Consider the following 17082-nt stretch of genomic DNA (forward strand, 5'->3'; position numbering starts at 1 on the left):
CGCGGGACTACCCCGCGACGTAGACCTTCCGGATCGTCTCCGTGACGGTCCAGCGGGTGCTCATGCCCTCGGTCAGCCACACGAGCGAGCCGGGGCCGATCTCCGCGGTCGGCAGCGCCGGGTCGAGGTACTCGACGGTCGCGCGGCCCGACAGCACGACGAACACCTCGTCGGCCTCGATGTCCGTCGCGACGCCGGGGGTCATCTCCCACACGCCGACCTCGACCTCGCCGACCTCGGCGAGCGCCGCCGCGCCGGCGACCGGGGCGCCGTCCTCGACCATGTCGGCCGGCACGGCCTCGGTCTCGAGCGGGAGCGTGTGCAGGTCGACGGGGAGCCCGGGCTGGAGGTTCATGAGTCGAACCCTAGGCCCAGACGGTCGAGCGTGCGCAGCAGCAGGTTCCGGCGCCCCTCGCGGTGGTCGGCGCGGTCGAGCGACCAGCGCGTCGCGTTGATGCCGAGGCTCGCGAGCGGCTCGGGCGGGAACGGCAGCGGACGCTCGCGCACCATCCGCAGCCGCGTGCGCTCCGTCTCCTCGCCGGACAGCAGGTCGAGCATGACGTTGGCGCCGAAGCGCGTCGCGCCGACCCCGAGCCCCGTGAAGCCGAGCGAGTAGGCGACGTCGCCGTCGCGTGCGGCGCCGAAGAACGCGCAGAAGCGGGTGCTCGTGTCGATCGCGCCGGCCCAGCGGTGGGTGACGGTCGTGCCCTCGAGCTGCGGGAAGGTGGTGAGCAGGTGGCTCGCCAGCTTCTCGTAGGACTCGCGACGGTCCTGGTACGCGCCCTTGACCTTGCCGCCCGCGTGGTAGATCGCGTCGTAGCCGCCGAACAGCAGGCGGTCGTCCGCGGTGAGCCGGTAGTAGTGGAACTGGTTGCCCAGGTCCGCGACGCCCTGGCGGCCCTCCCAGCCGAGGTCCGCGAGCTCGGTGGCGGTGAGCGGCTCGGTCATGAGCGAGTAGTCGTAGACCGGGACGGTCATGAGGCGGTTGCGCTTGAGCAGCGACGGGAACACGTTGGTCGCGAGCGCGACCTTGCCGCCACGGACCACGCCGTCGCGCGTGCGCACCACCGGCCCGTCCTCGAGCGCGACCACCGCGGACTGCTCGAAGATCTGGACGCCCAGCTCCTCGGCGACGCGGGCGAGCTCGCGCGCGAGCTTGGCGGGGTGGACGAGCGCGGTGTCGTCGGGGCTGAGCTGGCCCGCGAGGTACGTCGGCGAGTTGACCAGCGCGCGGGTCGCGTCGGCGTCGAGGAAGCCGTCCTCGCCCTCGAGCCACTCCACCTGGTGCGGCTCGACCGCGACCGCGAGCGCGCCCGTGCGCTGGAAGTCGACGTCCATGCCGTAGCGCGCGACGGTGGCCTCGATCTCGTCGAGGTTCTCCATCCCCAGCCGGTCGAGCTCGTCGATCTCCTCGGGCCAGCGCGACGCGCCGTTCTCGCGGCCGTGCGTGAGGCTCGCCTCGCAGAAGCCGCCGTTGCGGCCCGAGGCCGCCCACCCGATCCGGCGTCCCTCGAGCAGGATCACCGAGCGCTCGGGGTCGCGCTCCTTGGCCATCACCGCGGTCCACAGCCCGCTGTAGCCGCCGCCGACGATCACCAGGTCCGCCCGGTGGCTGCCCGTGAGCGCCGGGCGCTCGGGGCCGGGCGCATCGTCCGTCCAGAAGGGGCTGAGGGAGGAGCCCTCGAGCATGGCGGCGATGGACGATGCGGCGGCGGGCTGTCGCTCGAAGACCGTGGTGGCCACGGGTATCACTCCTGACGGTGGTGTGCTTGAGCGGCATCGAACCCCAGGTGCGGCGGGGTGCGCAAGGGCCTTGGTCCCGGTCGCGGCGCGTTCGGACAGGGCGGCCGTCGGCGCGAAGGCGCGCGACGCATCGTCCGGCCGCCGTCATGGAGTTGGCACGCGGCCTGGGCTATCGTCGGTGGTGCACTCCCCGGGTGTGCGACCGCCAGCGCCAGGCCGGCGGCCGGTCGCCAACCTCACCTCATGAAGATGCCCGTCGCCAGGCCGGTCGGGTGGAGGAGTCATGCCCGTCACTCTCGACCGCGCCCGGATCGCCCAGCTGATCGAGGAGCAGACCGCGCTGCTGAACGAGCGCACCACCAAGTCCAAGGCCATGTACGGCCACGCCTCGGAGCACCTCTCCGGCGGCGTCGCGTCCAGCTACCAGGGCCGCGACCCGTGGCCCATCTACATCGAGTCGGGCGCGGGCGACCGCATCACGGACGTCGACGGCAACGAGTACTACGACTTCCACAACGGCTTCGGCTCGATGGTCCAGGGGCACGCGCACCCCGCGATCGGCGAGGCGCTAGCGAAGCGCTACCCGCTCGGCACGCACTTCGCCGCGGCCACCGAGGACGTCATCGACGTCGCCGACGAGCTCGCCCGCCGGTGGGGCCTGCCCAAGTGGCGCTTCACCAACTCGGGCTCCGAGTCGACCATGGACGCGATCCGCATCGCGCGTGCCTACACCGGCCGCGACACGGTGATGAAGATCTTCGGCTCGTACCACGGCCACCACGACACGGTCATGGTGTCGATCGGCGTCGAGTACGACAAGATCGGCGACCGCGAGAACTACGCGTCGCTGGCCTACGGCGCGGGCATCCCGCAGGCGACCGTCGACATGACCGTCGCGGTGCCGTTCAACGACGCGGGGGCCATGGAGCGCCGCATCGAGCGTCTCGCGGAGGAGGGCCGCCTCCCCGCGTGCGTGATCATGGAGGCCGCCATGATGAACCTCGGCGTCGTGCTGCCGGAGCCCGGCTACCTGGAGGCCGTGCGCGAGATCACCGCGAAGCACGGCATCGTGCTGATCTTCGACGAGGTCAAGACCGGCCTCGCGATCGCCCCGGGCGGCGCGACGGAGAAGTTCGGCGTGACGCCGGACCTGGTGACGCTGGCGAAGGTGCTGGGCGGCGGCCTGCCGTCGGGCGCGATCGGCGGCTCCGAGGAGGTCATGTCGGTCGTCGAGAGCGGCAAGGTCTACCAGGTTGGCACCTACAACGGGAACCCGCTGTCGATGGCCGCCGCGAAGGCGTCGCTGCTCGAGGTGCTCACGCCCGAGTCCTACGTGCGGCTCGGCGAGCTCAACGACCGCATCGTCGCCGGCTGCCAGGCCGTCATCGAGAAGTACGACCTGCCCGGCTACGCCGTGGGCATCGGCTCGAAGGGCTGCGTGACGTTCTCGACCGAGAAGATCACGGACTACGAGGGCTTCAAGAACGCGCAGGACGCCGAGCTGTGCGACCTCGCGTGGCTGTGGAACATGAACCACGGCATCTTCATGACGCCGGGCCGCGAGGAGGAGTGGACGCTCTCCGTCGTCCACTCCGACGCCGCGATCGACGCGTACGTCGACACGTTCGACAAGCTCGCGGCGGCGCTGACCGCGTAGCCGCTGCGCTGTGACGACGAAGGCCGGGGCCCCGCGGGGACCCGGCCTTCGTCGCCTTACATCACATTGATGCCGCGCATCGCAAACTGCTCCTTGACGCGCTCGACGAGCGCGGCGTCCGGCGGCTGCGTGTCCTCGAGCAGGTACGGCTCCCCGGACAGCTCCCACTTCTCGCGGCCGAGCTGGTGGAACGGCAGCACCTCGAGGCGCTCCACGCCGTCCAGGGTGGCGACGAAGTCGGCGATCGCGTCGACGTTGTCCACGCCGTCGGTGAGCCCCGGGACCAGCACGAAGCGGATCCACATCTTCTTGCCCAGGCCGGACAGCCGGCGCGCGAAGTCGAGCGTGGGCTGCAGCGGACGGCCGGTGACGCGCTTGTACACGTCCGGCAGCCCCGCCTTGATGTCGAGGAGCACGAGGTCGACGTAGTTGAGGTCGTCGTCGGTGAGGCGCGCCCCCAGCAGCCCCGCGGTGTCGAGCGCCGTCGAGATGTCGAGGTCCTTGCAGCGGCGGAAGATGTTCATCACGAACTTCGCCTGCAGCAGCGGCTCGCCGCCGGAGATGGTGAGCCCTCCCCCCGTGACCTTCATGATCCGCGCGTAGCGGGTGACGCGCTCCATCACCTCGTCGACGGTGTGGCGGACGCCGTCGCGCATGCGCCACGTGTCGGGGTTCTGGCAGTACTGGCAGCGCATCCCGCAGCCCGACAGGAACAGGGTCATGCGCGTGCCGGGGCCGTCCGCGCCGGTGACGAGGTCCCACGAGTGGACCGAGCCCGTCTGGAAGTCGCGGATCTCCTCGGACGCGGCCATCTCCCGGTCGGCCACCTCCATGGGCGGCGACGCGAGCAGCGGGACGGGTACGGGATTGTCAGGCATGACGGGGACCTCCTGCCTCCGATACTAGAAGCGGCGCCCCGCCCCGGTGACCGGGACGGGGCGCCGCTGGTGTCTGTCTGCGGAGACGGGCTACAGCCCGGCGTGGAACGTGCGGGAGAGCACGTCGAGCTGCTGCTCGCGGGTCAGACGGACGAAGTTCACGGCGTAGCCGGACACGCGGATGGTGAGCTGCGGGTACTTCTCCGGGTTCTCCATCGCGTCCTCGAGGACGTCGCGGTTGAGGACGTTGATGTTGACGTGGAAGCCCTGCGACACGTTGTACGCGTCGAGGATGCCCACGAGGTTCTTCACCTGGTCCTCACGGGTGCGACCGAGGCCCGAGGGCACGATCGACGTGGTCAGCGAGATGCCGTCCTGCGCCTCCGCGTAGGGCAGCTTCGCGACGGAGAGGGCCGAGGCCATCACGCCGTGCACGTCGCGGCCGTTCATCGGGTTGGCGCCCGGCGCGAAGGGCTCGCCCGAGCGGCGGCCGTCCGGGGTGTTGCCGGTGTGCTTGCCGTAGACGACGTTCGAGGTGATCGTCAGGACCGACTGGGTGTGCACCGCGTTGCGGTACGTCGGCTGCTGGCGGACCTTCTCCATGAATCGGCCCACGAGGTCCACGGCGATGTCGTCGACGCGGTCGTCGTCGTTGCCGTAGCAGGGGAACTCGCCCTCGACCTCGTAGTCGACCGCAAGGCCGGACTCGTCGCGCACGGGGCGGACCGTGGCGTACTTGATGGCCGACAGCGAGTCCGCCGCGACCGACAGGCCGGCGATGCCGCAGGCCAGGGTGCGGAGGATGGTGCGGTCGTGCAGCGCCATCTCGATGCGCTCGTAGGCGTACTTGTCGTGCATGTAGTGGATGCAGTTGAGCGCGTCCACGTAGGTCTCGGCGAGCCAGTCGAGCAGCTTGTCGTAGGCCTCCATGACCGAGTCGAAGTCGAGGACCTCGTCGGTGAGCGGGGCGGACACCGGCGCGACCTGCTTGCCGGAGATCTCGTCGCGGCCGCCGTTGATCGCGTACAGCAGCGACTTGGCGAGGTTGACGCGGGCGCCGAAGAACTGCATCTGCTTGCCGACCTCCATGGCGGAGACGCAGCAGGCGATCGCGGAGTCGTCACCGCACACGGGGCGGATGAGCTCGTCCGACTCGTACTGGATGGCCGAGGTGTCGATCGAGACCTTCGCGCAGAAGTCCTTGAAGCCCTGCGGGAGCTTGTCGGACCAGAACACCGTCAGGTTCGGCTCGGGGGCCGGGCCGAGGTTGTACAGCGTCTGCAGGTAGCGGAACGAGGTGCGGGTCACCAGCGGGCGACCGTCCTGGCCGATGCCGCCGATGGTCTCGGTGACCCACGTCGGGTCGCCGGAGAACAGGGCGTCGTACTCGGGGGTGCGGAGGAAGCGGACGATGCGCAGCTTGATGACGAAGTCGTCGATGATCTCCTGCGCGGTCTCCTCGGTGAGGGTGCCCTCGGCGATGTCGCGCTCGATGAAGACGTCGATGAAGGTCGAGGTGCGGCCCAGCGACATGGCGGCGCCGTTCTGCTCCTTGACCGCGGCCAGGTAGCCGAAGTACAGCCACTGGACGGCCTCGCGAGCGTTGGCGGCGGGCTTCGAGATGTCGAAGCCGTACGAGGCCGCCATCTGCTTGAGCTCCTTGAGCGCCTTGATCTGCTCGGAGTTCTCCTCGCGGTCGCGGATGATGTCCTCGGTCGAGCGCTCCATGTCGAGCTCCATGCGCTCGAGCTTCTTGCCCTCGATCAGGGCGTCGACGCCGTACAGCGCGACGCGACGGTAGTCGCCGATGATGCGGCCGCGGCCGTAGGCGTCGGGCAGGCCGGTGACGATGTGCGAGGAGCGGGCCGCGCGGACGTTCGGCGGGTACGCGTCGAAGACGCCGTCGTTGTGGGTCTTGCGGTACTTGGAGAAGATCTCCTCGAGCTCGGGCTTGACCGGGTAGCCGTAGGTCTCGAGCTCCTTGACCACCATGCGCCAGCCGCCGAACGGCATGATCGCGCGCTTGAGCGGGGCGTCGGTCTGGAGGCCGACGATGATCTCGTTGTCCTCGTCGATGTAGCCCGGGCCGTGCGCCGTGATCAGCGCGGGGGTCTCCCAGTCGACGTCGTAGACGCCCTTCTCGCGCTCCTCGGGGAACATCGCCGAGAGCTTGTCCCAGACGCCCGTGGTGCGCGCGGTGGGGCCGGCGAGGAACGAGTCGTCACCCTCGTACGGGGTGTAGTTGGCCTGGATGAAGTCGCGGACGTTGACCGCGTCGCACCAGTCGCCGGTGGTGAAGCCACGCCACGCGTGGGCGCGGGGGTCGCCCGCGTCGTCCTGGATCGTGGTGTTGTCGACGGCTTCAGTGGTCATGGCCTAGTACTCCCTCTCCCTGTTGGAAGGCCCTTGTGGGGCCGATGCGTGGGGCTCGCTCCTGCCGGGATGGCGGTGTGTGGCGCCTCGTGGTTCACGTTACGGGCGGGGGCATTAGTTCGCATGGGACCAAGTTCCCGCGGACCTTCTACCCCGCTACGGGGCCGCGCGTGCGGATGATGTCGCGCTCAGATCCACGGTACCCGGCAACCACGTCGCGCCGAAGAGGACGGGCGTCCGCAGCGCCAGCGTCACCTCCGCGGTGGTGCCGTCGGGGGACGATGCGGCGACCAGCGCCGCGCCGGCGAGGCCCTCGCGTCGGGCCGACTCGGCGAGCTGCGCGCGGGCCTCGGCCTCGACTGCGACCGGGTCGAGGCGGACGACGCCACCGCGGTAGTAGGCGTCGAGGTCGATCGCGTCGGCGGCCGCGAGCGCGACCTCGTCCGCCGCGTGCGCGAGGCGGGACCGCTGGAGCTGCACGTGCGTGACGGCGGCGACGGTGACGATCGCGGCGAGCAGCACCGCCGCGAGCCCGATGGTGAGGACGGTGACCGAGCCCTCGTCCCCCGCCGGCCGCCTCACGGCGCGTACCCGTCGACCGGGCTCGACGCGGTCGACTCGAGAGTGACGCGAGCGGGCAGCGCCGCTCGCAGGAGCGCGGGCACGCCCGGCAGGGGCACGTCGACCGCGACGCTCGCCGTCACCGTCGTGCCCGCGGCGAGGCAGGCGCCCTCGCAGCCGAGCTCGACGCGTGCGCCCGACGCGAGCCCGAAGTCCTCCACCGCGATCGCGACCGCGGCGTCGGCGGTCGCGCGGGCGGACGTCAGCGCCGCCTCCGCGTCGGCGCCGGCGTCGAGCGCGTCGAGCCCCGCGACGACGGCGCCGCGGGCGGCCGAGTACGCCGCGGCCTCGGCCGCGTAGGCGCCCGCCTGCACCCGCGACACGGCGACGACGAGGTAGACGATCGGCAGCAGCAGCACGAGGGTGAGCGCCACGAGCTCGACCGTCGCGGCGCCGCGGTCCGCGGAGAGGTCACGACGCATCGGCACCCTCCAGCAGCGCGCGCCCGCTCGCCTCGATCTCCCCGGTCGCCCACAGCATCGCCGGCGCGGCGCCGCTCAGCGTGACGCGCACCGCCGCCCGCCCGCCGACGTCCTCGCGCGCGACCGCCACCTCCGCGCCCAGTCCGAGCGCCGCCTCGGCGCAGCCGGCCGCCCGGGCCGCTCCCGCATCGTCCCCCTGGCGCGCGACCGCGGCCACGCGCGCGCCCTCGGCGGCGCACGCGGTGAGCGTGCTGCGGACGTGCGCCGCGAGCGCGAGCTGGAGCACACCGAGCGCCACCGCGACGACGAGCACCCCGACGAGCACGAGCTCGACGACCGCGGAGCCCTCGTCAGCCGCCCGTGACGGAGTCAAGGGCGGTGAGGAACATGTCGCCGAGCGCGGGCCCGGCGAGCGCCCAGATCGTGGCGACGAGCCCGGCCGTCATCAAGGTGATGAGCACCCAGCCCGGCACGTCGCCGCGGTCGTCCCGCAGCCCTTCCTTCCATCCCTCCATGGGATCCCCCTTCTCCTAGATCCCGAGCCGCAAGGCGACCAGCCCGGGATACAGAGCGAACAGCACGGTGACCGGCAGGATGAGCAGCACCACCGGCACGAGCATCGCGATCTCGCGCTTGCCACCCTCCTCGAGCAGCGCCTGGCGCGAGCGGTCGCGGACGTCGGTCGCCTGCGCGTGGAGCACCTCCGCGAGGGGCGTGCCGCGCTCGAGCGCCGTGACGATGGCGTCGCAGAACGCGGTGACCCCGCCGTCGCCCACCCGCGCGGCCAGGCGGTCGAGCGAGGCGCCCACGCTGCGTCCCGCCCGGATCTCCGCGAGCGCGGTGCGCAGCTCGTCGCCGAGGGGTCCGGGCGACAGCGCCGCGACCCGGTCGAGCGCTGCCGGCACGGACTCGCCCGCGACCACCGCGAGGGCGAGCATCTCGGCGGCCGCGGGCAGCTCCGCCCGGACCCGGGCGGCACGGGCGGCGGCCCGGCGAGCGAGCAGCGCGTCGGGCGCGAGCGCCCCCAGGACCGCGGCGCACGCGGCGATCACCAGCGCGACCCCGGGGCCGGTGCCCCGCGCCGTGCCGAGCAGCAGCCCGAGCGCCAGGCCGCCGGCGAGCCCGGCCGCCCCGGCCGCGAGCGAGTGGGCCCGGTGGCGCGCGACCGTCGTGGCGGAGCCCGCGCGGGCGAGGCGGCGCTCGAGCTCGTCGGTGGGCGCGCCCCAGCGGGCGGCGAGCCGTACGACGTCGTCCGCGACGGGAGCGACGATGCGCGCGAGCGGCGACCGGGCCGGGGGCGCGGCCCCGGAGCCGCGCAAGCGCGGCGCCAGCCGGCGCTCGAGCGAGAACCGGCGCGCGTGCGCCCACGACCACACGAGGCCGAGCCCCGCGGCGAGGCAGACGCACAGCACGGCGGTCATCGCAGCACCCTCTCCTCGCTCGGCAGCCGCCCGAGCGTCTGCATGAGCCGGTACGCGCCGAGGCACGCGGCGGCGCCGCCGAGCAGCACGGCGACGCCCGCGGCGGTGTCGAAGGCCGCGAGCCCGCCGGGACGCGTCGCGAGCAGCGCGAGCAGCAGCCACGGCGCCGCGACGGCGAGGCGGGCCGCGTTGACGGTCCAGGACTGGCGGGCCTCGAGCTCGCCCCGGACCCGCGCATCGTCCCGCAGGAAGCGCGCGAGCGAGCGCAGCACCGCGCCGACCTCGGTGCCGCCCACATCGCGGGCGAGGCGCACGGCCTCGACGATGCGGTCGGCGACCGGGTCGGCGAGGCGCCGCTTCAGCGCGTCGAGCGAGGGCCCGAAGGCGCCCGACGCGCGGTAGTCCTCGGCGAAGGACGCGAACGCGGGGCGCAGCGGCGCGGGGCCGCGGTCGCCGAGCGCCGCGAGCGCCTCCGGCAGCGCGAGTCCCGCGCGGATGCCGGAGGCGAGCGTGTCCACCGCCTCGGGCCACGCCTCGCGCAGGAGCGTCCTGCGGCGGCGCGCCCGTGCGGTGACGGTCGCGACGGGGGCGTACGCGGCCGCGCACGCCACGATCCCCGCGACCGCGAGAGAGCCCGTGAGGGACCACGCGAGCACGAGCGAGACGAGCCCCAGACCGGCCGCGGACGCCCCGAACACGCCCGCCGTCACGCCGTGGACACCCGCCTGGACCAGCCGGTCCTCGAAGGCCGCGACGCGCGAGCGCCGGGCCTGAGCGCGCGGCGGGGTCTCCCACCACGCGAGCCACACGAGCAGCAGACCCGTCCCCAGCACCAGACCGAGCACGGCGTCCACGTCAGGCCGCCAGGATCTCGGCGAGCGGCACGCCGCGGCCCGCGAAGCGCTCGGCGTGCGGAGGGAAGCCCGTGCCGCGGACGAGCACGCCGTCGCGGGTCGCGAAGATCTCGGACAGCTCGAAGACGCCGGACTCGACGCGGCCGGAGACGCCCACGATCTCCCGCACGCGCCGCGCCCCGTCGGCCTCGAGCCCGACGTGCACGACGAGGTCGACCGCGGACGCGACCGCCGGCACGACGAAGCGGTCGGACACGTTGTCGCCCGCGAGCAGCGGCAGCGTGCACATCTTCGCGAGCGCGTCGCGGGCCGAGTTCGCGTGGATCGTGCACAGCCCGGGCAGGCCTGCGTTGAGCGCGATGAGGAGGTCGAGCGCCTCGGCCTCGCGCACCTCCCCCACGACGATGCGGTCGGGCCGCATGCGCAGCGCCTCCTTGACGAGGCGGCGCAGCGTGATCTCGCCGGTGCCCTCGAGGGACGGCTGGCGGCACTGCAGGGCGACCACGTCCCGCAGCGGCAGGGCGAGCTCGAAGACCTCCTCGCACGTGATCACGCGCTCGCGCGCCGGGATCGCGCCCGCGAGCGCGCCGAGGGTGGTGGTCTTGCCGGCCTGCGTCCCGCCCGACACGAGGACCGTGAGCCCCGCGCGCACCGCGGCGGCGAGGAAGCGGGCGGCGGCCGGCGTGAGCGTGCCGAGCGCGACAAGGTCGTCGACGTCGTGCGCGCGGGCGATGTACTTGCGGATGTTGACCGCCCAGTGGCGCCGCGTCACGTCCGGGATCGCGACGTGGAGGCGCTCCCCGCCCGGCAGCGCGGCGTCGACGAACGGCGAGCTCAGGTCGAGCCGGCGGCCGGCGACCGCGAGCATCCGCTCGACCAGCCGTCGCACGTCGTCCGCGGTCAGGAGGATGCTGGTGAGCTCGCTCGTCCCGCCGCGCGCGACGTAGACCTCGTGGGGCGCGTTGACCCAGATCTCCTCGACTGTCGGGTCGTCGAGCAGCGGCTGCAGCGGACCGAGGCCGGCGACCGCGTCCGTGACCGCCCGCACGAGCGCGTCGCGGTCCGGCACCGGCGCACGACCGTCGAGCAGCTCGCGCTCGTCCCACGCGTCGATGGCGGCGCCCACGAGCGACTCGACCGCGCGCGCATCCCGCGCCGGGTCCACGCCCGTGTCGCGGATGCGGGCGCGCACGTCGTCCTCGATGTGCGCGCGCACGTCGCCCCCCATGGCTCCCCCCATGGCGGCGACGCTAGCGTGAAACGGACAAAAAGGACAAGGGCCTGTGGACAAGAAAAGCGCTGGCAGGACCGCGGATGGACGATGCGCCGGGGGCCGACGTGCCTACCCTGGTCTCATGTGCGGCCGCTACGCCAACTTCCTCACCGAGCAGGAGCTCGTCGACGCCTTCGAGATCGCCGTGATCGCGGACGACGCGCGCCTCGCCCCGCGCTACAACATCGGCCCGATGCAGGACACGTCGATCGTGGTGGCGCGCAAGGAGGAGGGCCGCTCGCTCGAGCTCGCGAAGTGGGGCCTCGTGCCGTCGTGGGCGAAGGACCCCGCGATCGGCTCGCGCATGTTCAACGCGCGCTCCGAGACCGTCGCGGAGAAGCCGTCCTTCCGCTCCGCCTTCGCCAAGCGGCGCTGCCTAGTCCCGGCCTCGGGCTACTTCGAGTGGACCACCGTCGACGGCGTGAAGACCCCCTACTTCATCCACACCGAGGACGGCTCGCCGCTCGCCTTCGCGGGCCTGTTCGAGTTCTGGCGCGAGAAGGCGCTCGGGGACGATGCGCCGTGGCTGGCGACGTGCTCGATCGTCACCACCGCGTCGCGCGGGGACATGCAGGAGATCCACGACCGCCAGCCGGTCATGCTCCTCAAGGACGAGGCCGACACGTGGCTCGACCACGAGTCGAGCAAGGACGACCTGTTCGCCGCGATCGCGTCGCCCGAGCCGGCGCTCGTGTGGCACGAGGTGGACCGGGCGGTCGGCAACATCCGCAACCAGGGCGAGGAGCTCGTCGCTCCCCTCTAGCACCGCTGTGCGGGGTCCCATCGGCGCGACCTTAGAATTGGGCGTCAGCAGAGCGACCAGGGAGCGCAGTGATCAGGATCGGGATCGTCGAGGACGACGCCGCGTACCGCGACACGCTCATGCAGCACCTCGCCCGCTACGCGGAGGAGCACGCGCTCGAGCTCGACGTCCGCGACTTCCCGGACGGCAAGGCCGCCGTCCAGGACTACCGCCCGCAGTACGACATCCTGTTCCTCGACGTCGAGATGCCGGGCATGGACGGCTTCGAGGCCGCGCACCGGATCCGCGAGGTCGACTCCGACGTCATCATCATCTTCGTCACCAACATGGGCCAGTTCGCCATCCGCGGCTACGAGGTCGACGCGCTCAGCTACCTGCTCAAGCCCGTGCCGTACTTCGCCTTCGCCCAGGAGCTCACGCGCTCGCTCGCGCGCCTGCGCAAGCGCGAGACGCGCAGCGTGGTCATCACCGTCAACAACGCCGTGGTGCGGCTCGACCCCGCGGACATCGTCTACGTCGAGTCCGTCAAGCACCGCATCACGGTGCACGGCCTCGACCGCGAGTACACGTTCTCGGGCACCCTCAAGGCGCTCGAGGACGAGCTCGCGGACCAGGGCTTCTTCCGCTCCAACAACTGCTACCTCGTCAACCTCCGTCACGTGCGCAAGGTGGAGCAGGGCGTGAGCGTCATGGTCGGCGGCGATGCCCTCCAGGTGAGCCGCCCCCGCAAGAAGGCCTTCCTCGAGGCGCTCGCCGCGCACATGGACGGTCAGCGCGCGTGATCGAGGACGCCCTCCAGGACATCCCCCGTGCGGTGACCGCGATCGCGGAATGGGGCGCGTGCGTCCTCTACATCTCGCTCGTGCCGCGGCGCATCTCGGGCCTCGCGCTCGGCGTCACCCTCGCCGCGGGCCTCGTCGTCATCATGGGCGTCCAGGAACTCGCGGGCACGCTGCCGCTGGGCCTGTGGTCGCTCGGCATGGTCCTCGCGGCCGTCTCGATGTGGGGGCTCATCCGCGCGTGCGCCGAGGTCGACGGCAAGAGCGCGGCGGACCTGCTCGCCCGCGCGTTCGTGCTCGCGGAGCTGGTCGCGTCCCTCGCGTGGCAGCTCGACCAGCACTTCTTCGGCGGGTACACGTGGACGCTCGCGCGCTTCGCGCTCATCGCCGCGGTCCCCGCGGCCGTGTTCACGGCTGTGTGGTTCGCGGAGCGCCGCAACTTCCCGCCCGGGCTGCGCATCGCGGTCGACGGGCGCATCCTCGCGTCGACCCTGTCGATCGCGGTCGTGACCTTCCTGCTCTCCAACCTCAGCTTCGTCAGCGCGGACACGCCCTTCAGCGGTCGCGACGGACGCGAGATCTTCTACATCCGCACGCTCGTCGACCTCGCCGGCTTCATCGCGCTGTACGCGATGCGCAGCCAGCGCCTCCAGCTCCAGCGCGCGGTCGAGGTGCAGTCGATGAACTCGCTCCTGCACCACCAGCACCAGCAGTACCTGCGCTCGCGCCACGAGCGCGAGGCCGTCAACGCCCGGTACCACGACATGAAGCACTACATCGCGGCGATCCGCGACGAGTCCGACTCGTCGGTCCGCTCCGGGATGGTCGACCAGCTGGAGGCGTCGCTGCGCGGCTACGGCGCGACCGCGGTCGACACCGGCAACGGCGTGGTCGACACCGTGCTCGCCAGCAAGACCGCCGAGGCGGAGCTGCAGGGCATCACGGTGACGAGCGTGGTCGACGGCTCCGTGGTGGACTTCATGGAGGTCATGGACATCGTCACGGTGTTCGGCAACGCGCTCGACAACGCGATCGAGGCGACCGCGCGCGTGCCCGACCCCGACCGCCGGCTCGTGCGCGTCGCCGTCTACAGCCAGGGTCACTTCGCGATCCTGCGCTTCGAGAACTGGTTCGGCCGCGACCTGGTGCTGTACGACGGCCTCCCGGCGACCACCAAGGACGACGCCCAGCACCACGGCTACGGCCTCAAGAACATCCGCCAGGCGGCCGAGCGGTACGACGGCTCGATGACCGTCGAGACGACGGACGGCTGGTTCGTGCTCCGCATGCTCGTGCCGATCCCCAACTGAGGCGCGCCGCCGCGCGCCCACCGGCGCATCGTCCCCGCCCGGGTCAGGCCAGCTCGGGCGCGTTGTCCGCCATGGCGAGCGCGGACGCGATCGCCATGTGCATGTCGAGGTACTGGTACGTGCCCAGCCGACCGCCGAAGAGCACGCCCGCCTCGCGCTCGGCGAGGGCCCGGTACGCGTCGAGGCGCTCCCGGTCGGCGGGGGTGTTGATCGGGTAGTACGGCTCGTCGCCGGGCCCCGCGAAGCGCGAGCGCTCGTGCGCGAGCACGGTCCGGTCGGCCGGGTAGTCGCGCTCGGGATGGAAGTGCCGGAACTCGATGGTGCGCGTGTACGGGGTGTCCGCGTCGGCGTAGTTCATCACCGGGCAGCCCTGGTGGTCGCCCTCGTGGCGCACCTCCCAGTCGAAGTCGATGGTGCGCCAGCCGAGCGCTCCCTCGGCGTCCCCGAAGTAGCGGTCGAGCGGACCCGTGTAGACGACGGGCACGCGGCCCGCGGTCGACGCCTTCGACACGTCGGAGGCCGGGTCGAGGTAGTCCACCCCGAGCCGCACCTCGATGTTCGGGTGGTCCACCATGCGCTCGAACCACGCCGTGTAGCCGTCGACGGGCAGCCCCTCGAAGCGGTCGTTGAAGTAGCGGTTGTCGTACGTGTAGCGCACGGGCAGGCGGCTGATGATCGACGCGGGCAGGTCGCGCGGGTCGGTCTGCCACTGCTTGGCCGTGTAGTCGCGGATGAACGCCTCGTACAGCGGCCGGCCGATGAGCCGCACGCCCTTCTCGTCGAGGTTCGCCGGCTCGCGCTCCCCCAGCTCGGCCGCCTGCTCGGCGATGAGCGCGCGCGCCTCGGCGGGGCTCATCGCGGCGCGGAAGAACTGGTTGATCGTGCCCAGGTTGATGGGCATGGGGAACACCTCGCCGCGGTGCGTGGTGTAGACGCGGTGCACGTACGGCGTGAAGGCCGTGAAGCGGTTGACGTACTCCCAGACCCGCTCGTTCGACGTGTGGAAGAGGTGAGCGCCGTAGCGGTGCACCTCGATCCCGGTCGCGGGGTCCGGCGCCGAGTACGCGTTGCCGCCGATGTGGTCGCGACGGTCCACCACGAGCACGCGGCGCCCGCGCGCGGCCATGCGCTCCGCGACGGTGAGGCCGAACAGGCCGGCGCCGACGATGACGAGGTCGGTCATACGGGAATCGTAGGCCGGGCGAGGAGACCCCCGCGGCGCCTCAGTTGAGCGCGAGCGCCCACGAGGCGCCCCGGTACGCGGCCACGGTCGCCTTCCTGCCGGGCCTGCCGGGCAGGTGGACGATGCGGCCGAGCGCGCCGCGCTTGAGCCGGCGGTAGACGTCGGGGTCGTCGTAGCGCAGCTCGCGCCACAGCTCGACCTTGCGCGCGAAGTCCTCGTCCCTGCCCGACCGCAGCAGCATCGTCGAGGAGATCACGCACACCACCTGGAGGTGGTGGAGCAGGTACCGGTACAGCGCCGGCGGCACCTCGTAGGGGCTCACCTCGACGTCCATGAGCAGCCGGTTGACCTTGAGCTGCTGGTCGATGCGGCGGATCATCACCGCCTCGTTGACCGACTGGTCGGGACGGCCGATGTAGTACCGGTAGAGGTCCACGTCGAGGTAGTACATCGACTCGACGTGCAGCAGCGGCTGGTAGACGTACAGGTTGTCGACGTAGAAGGTGTGCTCCGGCAGGCGCAGCCCCGACTCGCGCAGCAGCTCGGTGCGGTACACGAGCGAGTGCATCATGAGGTACTGGCCGGTGCGGAAGCGGCCGACCTCGTCCCACCCGAACGTGCGGCCCTGCGGCAGCACGTTGCGGTACCGGACGGCCCGCTTGTAGCGCCGCCCGACCTTCTCGTAGACGAAGTTGCTCAGCACCAGGTCGATCGGGTCGCCGTCGGCGAGGAAGCCGCGCAGCGTGTCGAGCAGCGCCCGGAGGGCGTCGGCGTCGACCCAGTCGTCCGCGTCCACCACCTTGAGGTAGCGGCCGCGGGCGACGTCGATCCCCACGTTGATGGTCGAGCCGTGCCCGCCGTTGGCCTTGTGGATCGCGCGCACGACGCCGGGGTGGTCCGCCTCGTAGCGGTCCGCGAGGGCGGCGGTGCCGTCGGTCGAGCCGTCGTCCACGATGAGGATCTCGACGTCGCTGGCGCCCACGAGGAGCGAGTCGACGCAGCGCTCGAGCCAGCCCTCAGCGTTGTAGGCGGGCACGACCACCGTCAGGGTGGGGTGCATCGCGGCTCCTTATCCGTCCCGGCTGTCGTCGCGCGCCGGCTCGGCGCCCGCGCGCTCGGAGACCGTCGCTGCCACCGGCGCGGTGCCGGGCTCGCCGTCAGAGGAGGACACGATACCCGAATTGTCCTCAGATGCCGTAATTGCCTCGTCCTCGGGGACGCGCTTGAAGATGATCTTGAAGATCGGGAAGAACACCCAGAACGAGATCGCCGAGTTGATGATCATCGTGAGGACGTCGGCCATGGTCTCGCCGGTGGAGCCCCAGCCGAGGGTGTCGATGAAGAAGTCGTACACGGGGGCCTTGTAGAAGCCCTGCGCGGCGGCGGCGATGAACGTGATCGCGACGTACGCGATGAAGTACCACATGGCGGCGCGCCACGCCGAGGTGTTCGACTTGAAGGTGACGTTGCGCTGCAGGAAGAAGTTGATGATCTGCGCGATCGCCAGCGTGATCTGCACCGAGAGGAAGTAGGCGAGGCCGCCGCCGCCCTCGGGCAGCGCGCCGGCCGCGTAGTCGAACATGTAGTACTGCGAGCCGTCCACGTTCGACCCGACCGGCAGCACCTGGAAGTCGACGTTGATGAGGTTGGTCGTGTCGAGCCACGCGCGCAGCAGCGGCATGAGCGCGAGCTGGAGCGCGGTCACCGCGTTCGAGAACACGAAGAACATGAGGAACTGGGCGGTGCCGGGGCGGCGCTCCTCGAAGCGGCGCCACATGCGGACGATCGGTGCGAACATCGTTGGT

18 protein-coding genes are annotated in these 17082 nt (G+C 71.8%); 4 read left to right on the plus strand and 14 right to left on the minus strand.

The window, feature by feature from the left end; all coding sequences use genetic code 11:
• Positions 1 to 7: 7 nt before the first annotated feature.
• Both AOM07_RS01465 and AOM07_RS01470 read right to left on the minus strand, forming a co-directional pair.
• A complete protein-coding gene (locus tag AOM07_RS01465; protein WP_062310679.1) occupies positions 8 to 355 on the minus strand; it encodes a cupin domain-containing protein in 348 nt (115 codons plus the stop codon).
• Entirely contained in the window at positions 352 to 1743 is a 1392-nt protein-coding gene (locus AOM07_RS01470; protein WP_062310681.1) for an NAD(P)/FAD-dependent oxidoreductase, read from the minus strand. Before AOM07_RS01470 ends, AOM07_RS01465 begins: the two co-directional genes overlap by 4 nt.
• Before the next feature lie 283 nt (positions 1744 to 2026).
• On the opposite strand from AOM07_RS01470, the gene AOM07_RS01475 reads away from it, so the two are divergent.
• On the plus strand, positions 2027 to 3400 hold the full coding sequence (locus AOM07_RS01475; protein WP_062310683.1) for an aspartate aminotransferase family protein: 1374 nt from the start codon (positions 2027 to 2029) through the stop codon (positions 3398 to 3400).
• Positions 3401 to 3456: 56 nt separating this feature from the next.
• Here AOM07_RS01475 and pflA read toward each other — a convergent pair whose 3' ends face one another.
• The 9 genes from pflA to AOM07_RS01515 all read right to left on the minus strand — a co-directional run bounded on the left by pflA (position 3457) and on the right by AOM07_RS01515 (position 11209).
• Positions 3457 to 4278 (minus strand): pyruvate formate-lyase-activating protein, encoded by an 822-nt coding sequence (gene pflA, locus AOM07_RS01480; RefSeq protein ID WP_062310685.1) that lies wholly within the window; start codon positions 4276 to 4278, stop codon positions 3457 to 3459.
• A gap of 90 nt (positions 4279 to 4368) precedes the next feature.
• Positions 4369 to 6651 (minus strand): formate C-acetyltransferase, encoded by a 2283-nt coding sequence (gene pflB, locus AOM07_RS01485; protein ID WP_062310688.1) that lies wholly within the window; start codon positions 6649 to 6651, stop codon positions 4369 to 4371.
• A 156-nt stretch (positions 6652 to 6807) separates the two neighbouring features.
• The gene (locus AOM07_RS01490; protein ID WP_062310690.1) at positions 6808 to 7233 is read right to left on the minus strand and encodes a pilus assembly protein TadG-related protein; all 426 of its coding nucleotides are present in this window, start codon (positions 7231 to 7233) and stop codon (positions 6808 to 6810) included.
• Positions 7230 to 7694: a hypothetical protein gene (locus tag AOM07_RS14880; RefSeq protein WP_062310692.1), complete on the minus strand. Its 465-nt coding sequence runs from the start codon at positions 7692 to 7694 to the stop codon at positions 7230 to 7232. Before AOM07_RS14880 ends, AOM07_RS01490 begins: the two co-directional genes overlap by 4 nt.
• Positions 7684 to 8067, minus strand: coding sequence for a TadE/TadG family type IV pilus assembly protein (locus AOM07_RS01500; protein WP_084830014.1), 384 nt, complete (start codon positions 8065 to 8067; stop codon positions 7684 to 7686). Before AOM07_RS01500 ends, AOM07_RS14880 begins: the two co-directional genes overlap by 11 nt.
• Positions 8045 to 8209, minus strand: coding sequence for a hypothetical protein (locus AOM07_RS14885; protein ID WP_169748106.1), 165 nt, complete (start codon positions 8207 to 8209; stop codon positions 8045 to 8047). Before AOM07_RS14885 ends, AOM07_RS01500 begins: the two co-directional genes overlap by 23 nt.
• Positions 8210 to 8224: 15 nt before the next feature.
• Entirely contained in the window at positions 8225 to 9115 is an 891-nt protein-coding gene (locus tag AOM07_RS01505) for a type II secretion system F family protein (RefSeq protein ID WP_062310697.1), read from the minus strand.
• A complete protein-coding gene (locus tag AOM07_RS01510; RefSeq protein WP_062310700.1) occupies positions 9112 to 9969 on the minus strand; it encodes a type II secretion system F family protein in 858 nt (285 codons plus the stop codon). Before AOM07_RS01510 ends, AOM07_RS01505 begins: the two co-directional genes overlap by 4 nt.
• A 1-nt stretch (position 9970) precedes the next feature.
• Complete coding sequence (locus tag AOM07_RS01515) at positions 9971 to 11209, minus strand: TadA family conjugal transfer-associated ATPase (RefSeq protein ID WP_228374343.1); 1239 nt, start codon at positions 11207 to 11209, stop codon at positions 9971 to 9973.
• Between the two features lie 115 nt (positions 11210 to 11324).
• On the opposite strand from AOM07_RS01515, the gene AOM07_RS01520 reads away from it, so the two are divergent.
• From AOM07_RS01520 to AOM07_RS01530, 3 genes are all read left to right on the plus strand, one after another.
• On the plus strand, positions 11325 to 12005 hold the full coding sequence (locus AOM07_RS01520; protein ID WP_062310704.1) for an SOS response-associated peptidase: 681 nt from the start codon (positions 11325 to 11327) through the stop codon (positions 12003 to 12005).
• A 68-nt stretch (positions 12006 to 12073) separates the two neighbouring features.
• On the plus strand, positions 12074 to 12787 hold the full coding sequence (locus AOM07_RS01525; RefSeq protein WP_062310706.1) for a LytR/AlgR family response regulator transcription factor: 714 nt from the start codon (positions 12074 to 12076) through the stop codon (positions 12785 to 12787).
• Complete coding sequence (locus AOM07_RS01530; protein WP_062310708.1) at positions 12784 to 14094, plus strand: ATP-binding protein; 1311 nt, start codon at positions 12784 to 12786, stop codon at positions 14092 to 14094. The genes AOM07_RS01525 and AOM07_RS01530 overlap by 4 nt, the downstream gene beginning before the upstream one ends.
• Before the next feature lie 43 nt (positions 14095 to 14137).
• Here the strand turns inward: AOM07_RS01530 and glf are convergent, their stop codons facing one another.
• The 3 genes from glf to AOM07_RS01545 are packed head-to-tail and all read right to left on the minus strand — an operon-like array spanning position 14138 to position 17075.
• On the minus strand, positions 14138 to 15277 hold the full coding sequence (glf, locus tag AOM07_RS01535; RefSeq protein WP_062310711.1) for a UDP-galactopyranose mutase: 1140 nt from the start codon (positions 15275 to 15277) through the stop codon (positions 14138 to 14140).
• Positions 15278 to 15317: 40 nt separating this feature from the next.
• Positions 15318 to 16337, minus strand: a complete 1020-nt coding sequence (locus AOM07_RS01540; RefSeq protein WP_062310714.1) for a glycosyltransferase family 2 protein — start codon at positions 16335 to 16337, stop codon at positions 15318 to 15320.
• Positions 16338 to 16346: 9 nt separating this feature from the next.
• Complete coding sequence (locus AOM07_RS01545; RefSeq protein WP_084830015.1) at positions 16347 to 17075, minus strand: GtrA domain-containing protein; 729 nt, start codon at positions 17073 to 17075, stop codon at positions 16347 to 16349.
• Positions 17076 to 17082 lie beyond the last annotated feature (7 nt).

This window comes from Demequina rhizosphaerae (assembly GCF_000971255.1).
In the GTDB taxonomy this organism is placed as follows: domain Bacteria; phylum Actinomycetota; class Actinomycetes; order Actinomycetales; family Demequinaceae; genus Demequina; species Demequina rhizosphaerae.

What these genes read in the sequence shown, in the direction of transcription:
- AOM07_RS01465 (WP_062310679.1), bottom strand. Translation starts at nt 355, where the DNA reads ATGAACCTCCAGCCCGGGCTCCCCGTCGACCTGCACACGCTCCCGCTC.
- AOM07_RS01475 (WP_062310683.1), top strand. Translation starts at nt 2,027, where the DNA reads ATGCCCGTCACTCTCGACCGCGCCCGGATCGCCCAGCTGATCGAGGAG.
- pflA (WP_062310685.1), bottom strand. Translation starts at nt 4,278, where the DNA reads ATGCCTGACAATCCCGTACCCGTCCCGCTGCTCGCGTCGCCGCCCATG.
- pflB (WP_062310688.1), bottom strand. Translation starts at nt 6,651, where the DNA reads ATGACCACTGAAGCCGTCGACAACACCACGATCCAGGACGACGCGGGC.
- AOM07_RS14880 (WP_062310692.1), bottom strand. Translation starts at nt 7,694, where the DNA reads ATGCGTCGTGACCTCTCCGCGGACCGCGGCGCCGCGACGGTCGAGCTC.
- AOM07_RS14885 (WP_169748106.1), bottom strand. Translation starts at nt 8,209, where the DNA reads ATGGAGGGATGGAAGGAAGGGCTGCGGGACGACCGCGGCGACGTGCCG.
- AOM07_RS01505 (WP_062310697.1), bottom strand. Translation starts at nt 9,115, where the DNA reads ATGACCGCCGTGCTGTGCGTCTGCCTCGCCGCGGGGCTCGGCCTCGTG.
- AOM07_RS01515 (WP_228374343.1), bottom strand. Translation starts at nt 11,209, where the DNA reads ATGGGGGGAGCCATGGGGGGCGACGTGCGCGCGCACATCGAGGACGAC.
- AOM07_RS01520 (WP_062310704.1), top strand. Translation starts at nt 11,325, where the DNA reads ATGTGCGGCCGCTACGCCAACTTCCTCACCGAGCAGGAGCTCGTCGAC.
- glf (WP_062310711.1), bottom strand. Translation starts at nt 15,277, where the DNA reads ATGACCGACCTCGTCATCGTCGGCGCCGGCCTGTTCGGCCTCACCGTC.
- AOM07_RS01540 (WP_062310714.1), bottom strand. Translation starts at nt 16,337, where the DNA reads ATGCACCCCACCCTGACGGTGGTCGTGCCCGCCTACAACGCTGAGGGC.
- AOM07_RS01545 (WP_084830015.1), bottom strand. Translation starts at nt 17,075, where the DNA reads ATGTTCGCACCGATCGTCCGCATGTGGCGCCGCTTCGAGGAGCGCCGC.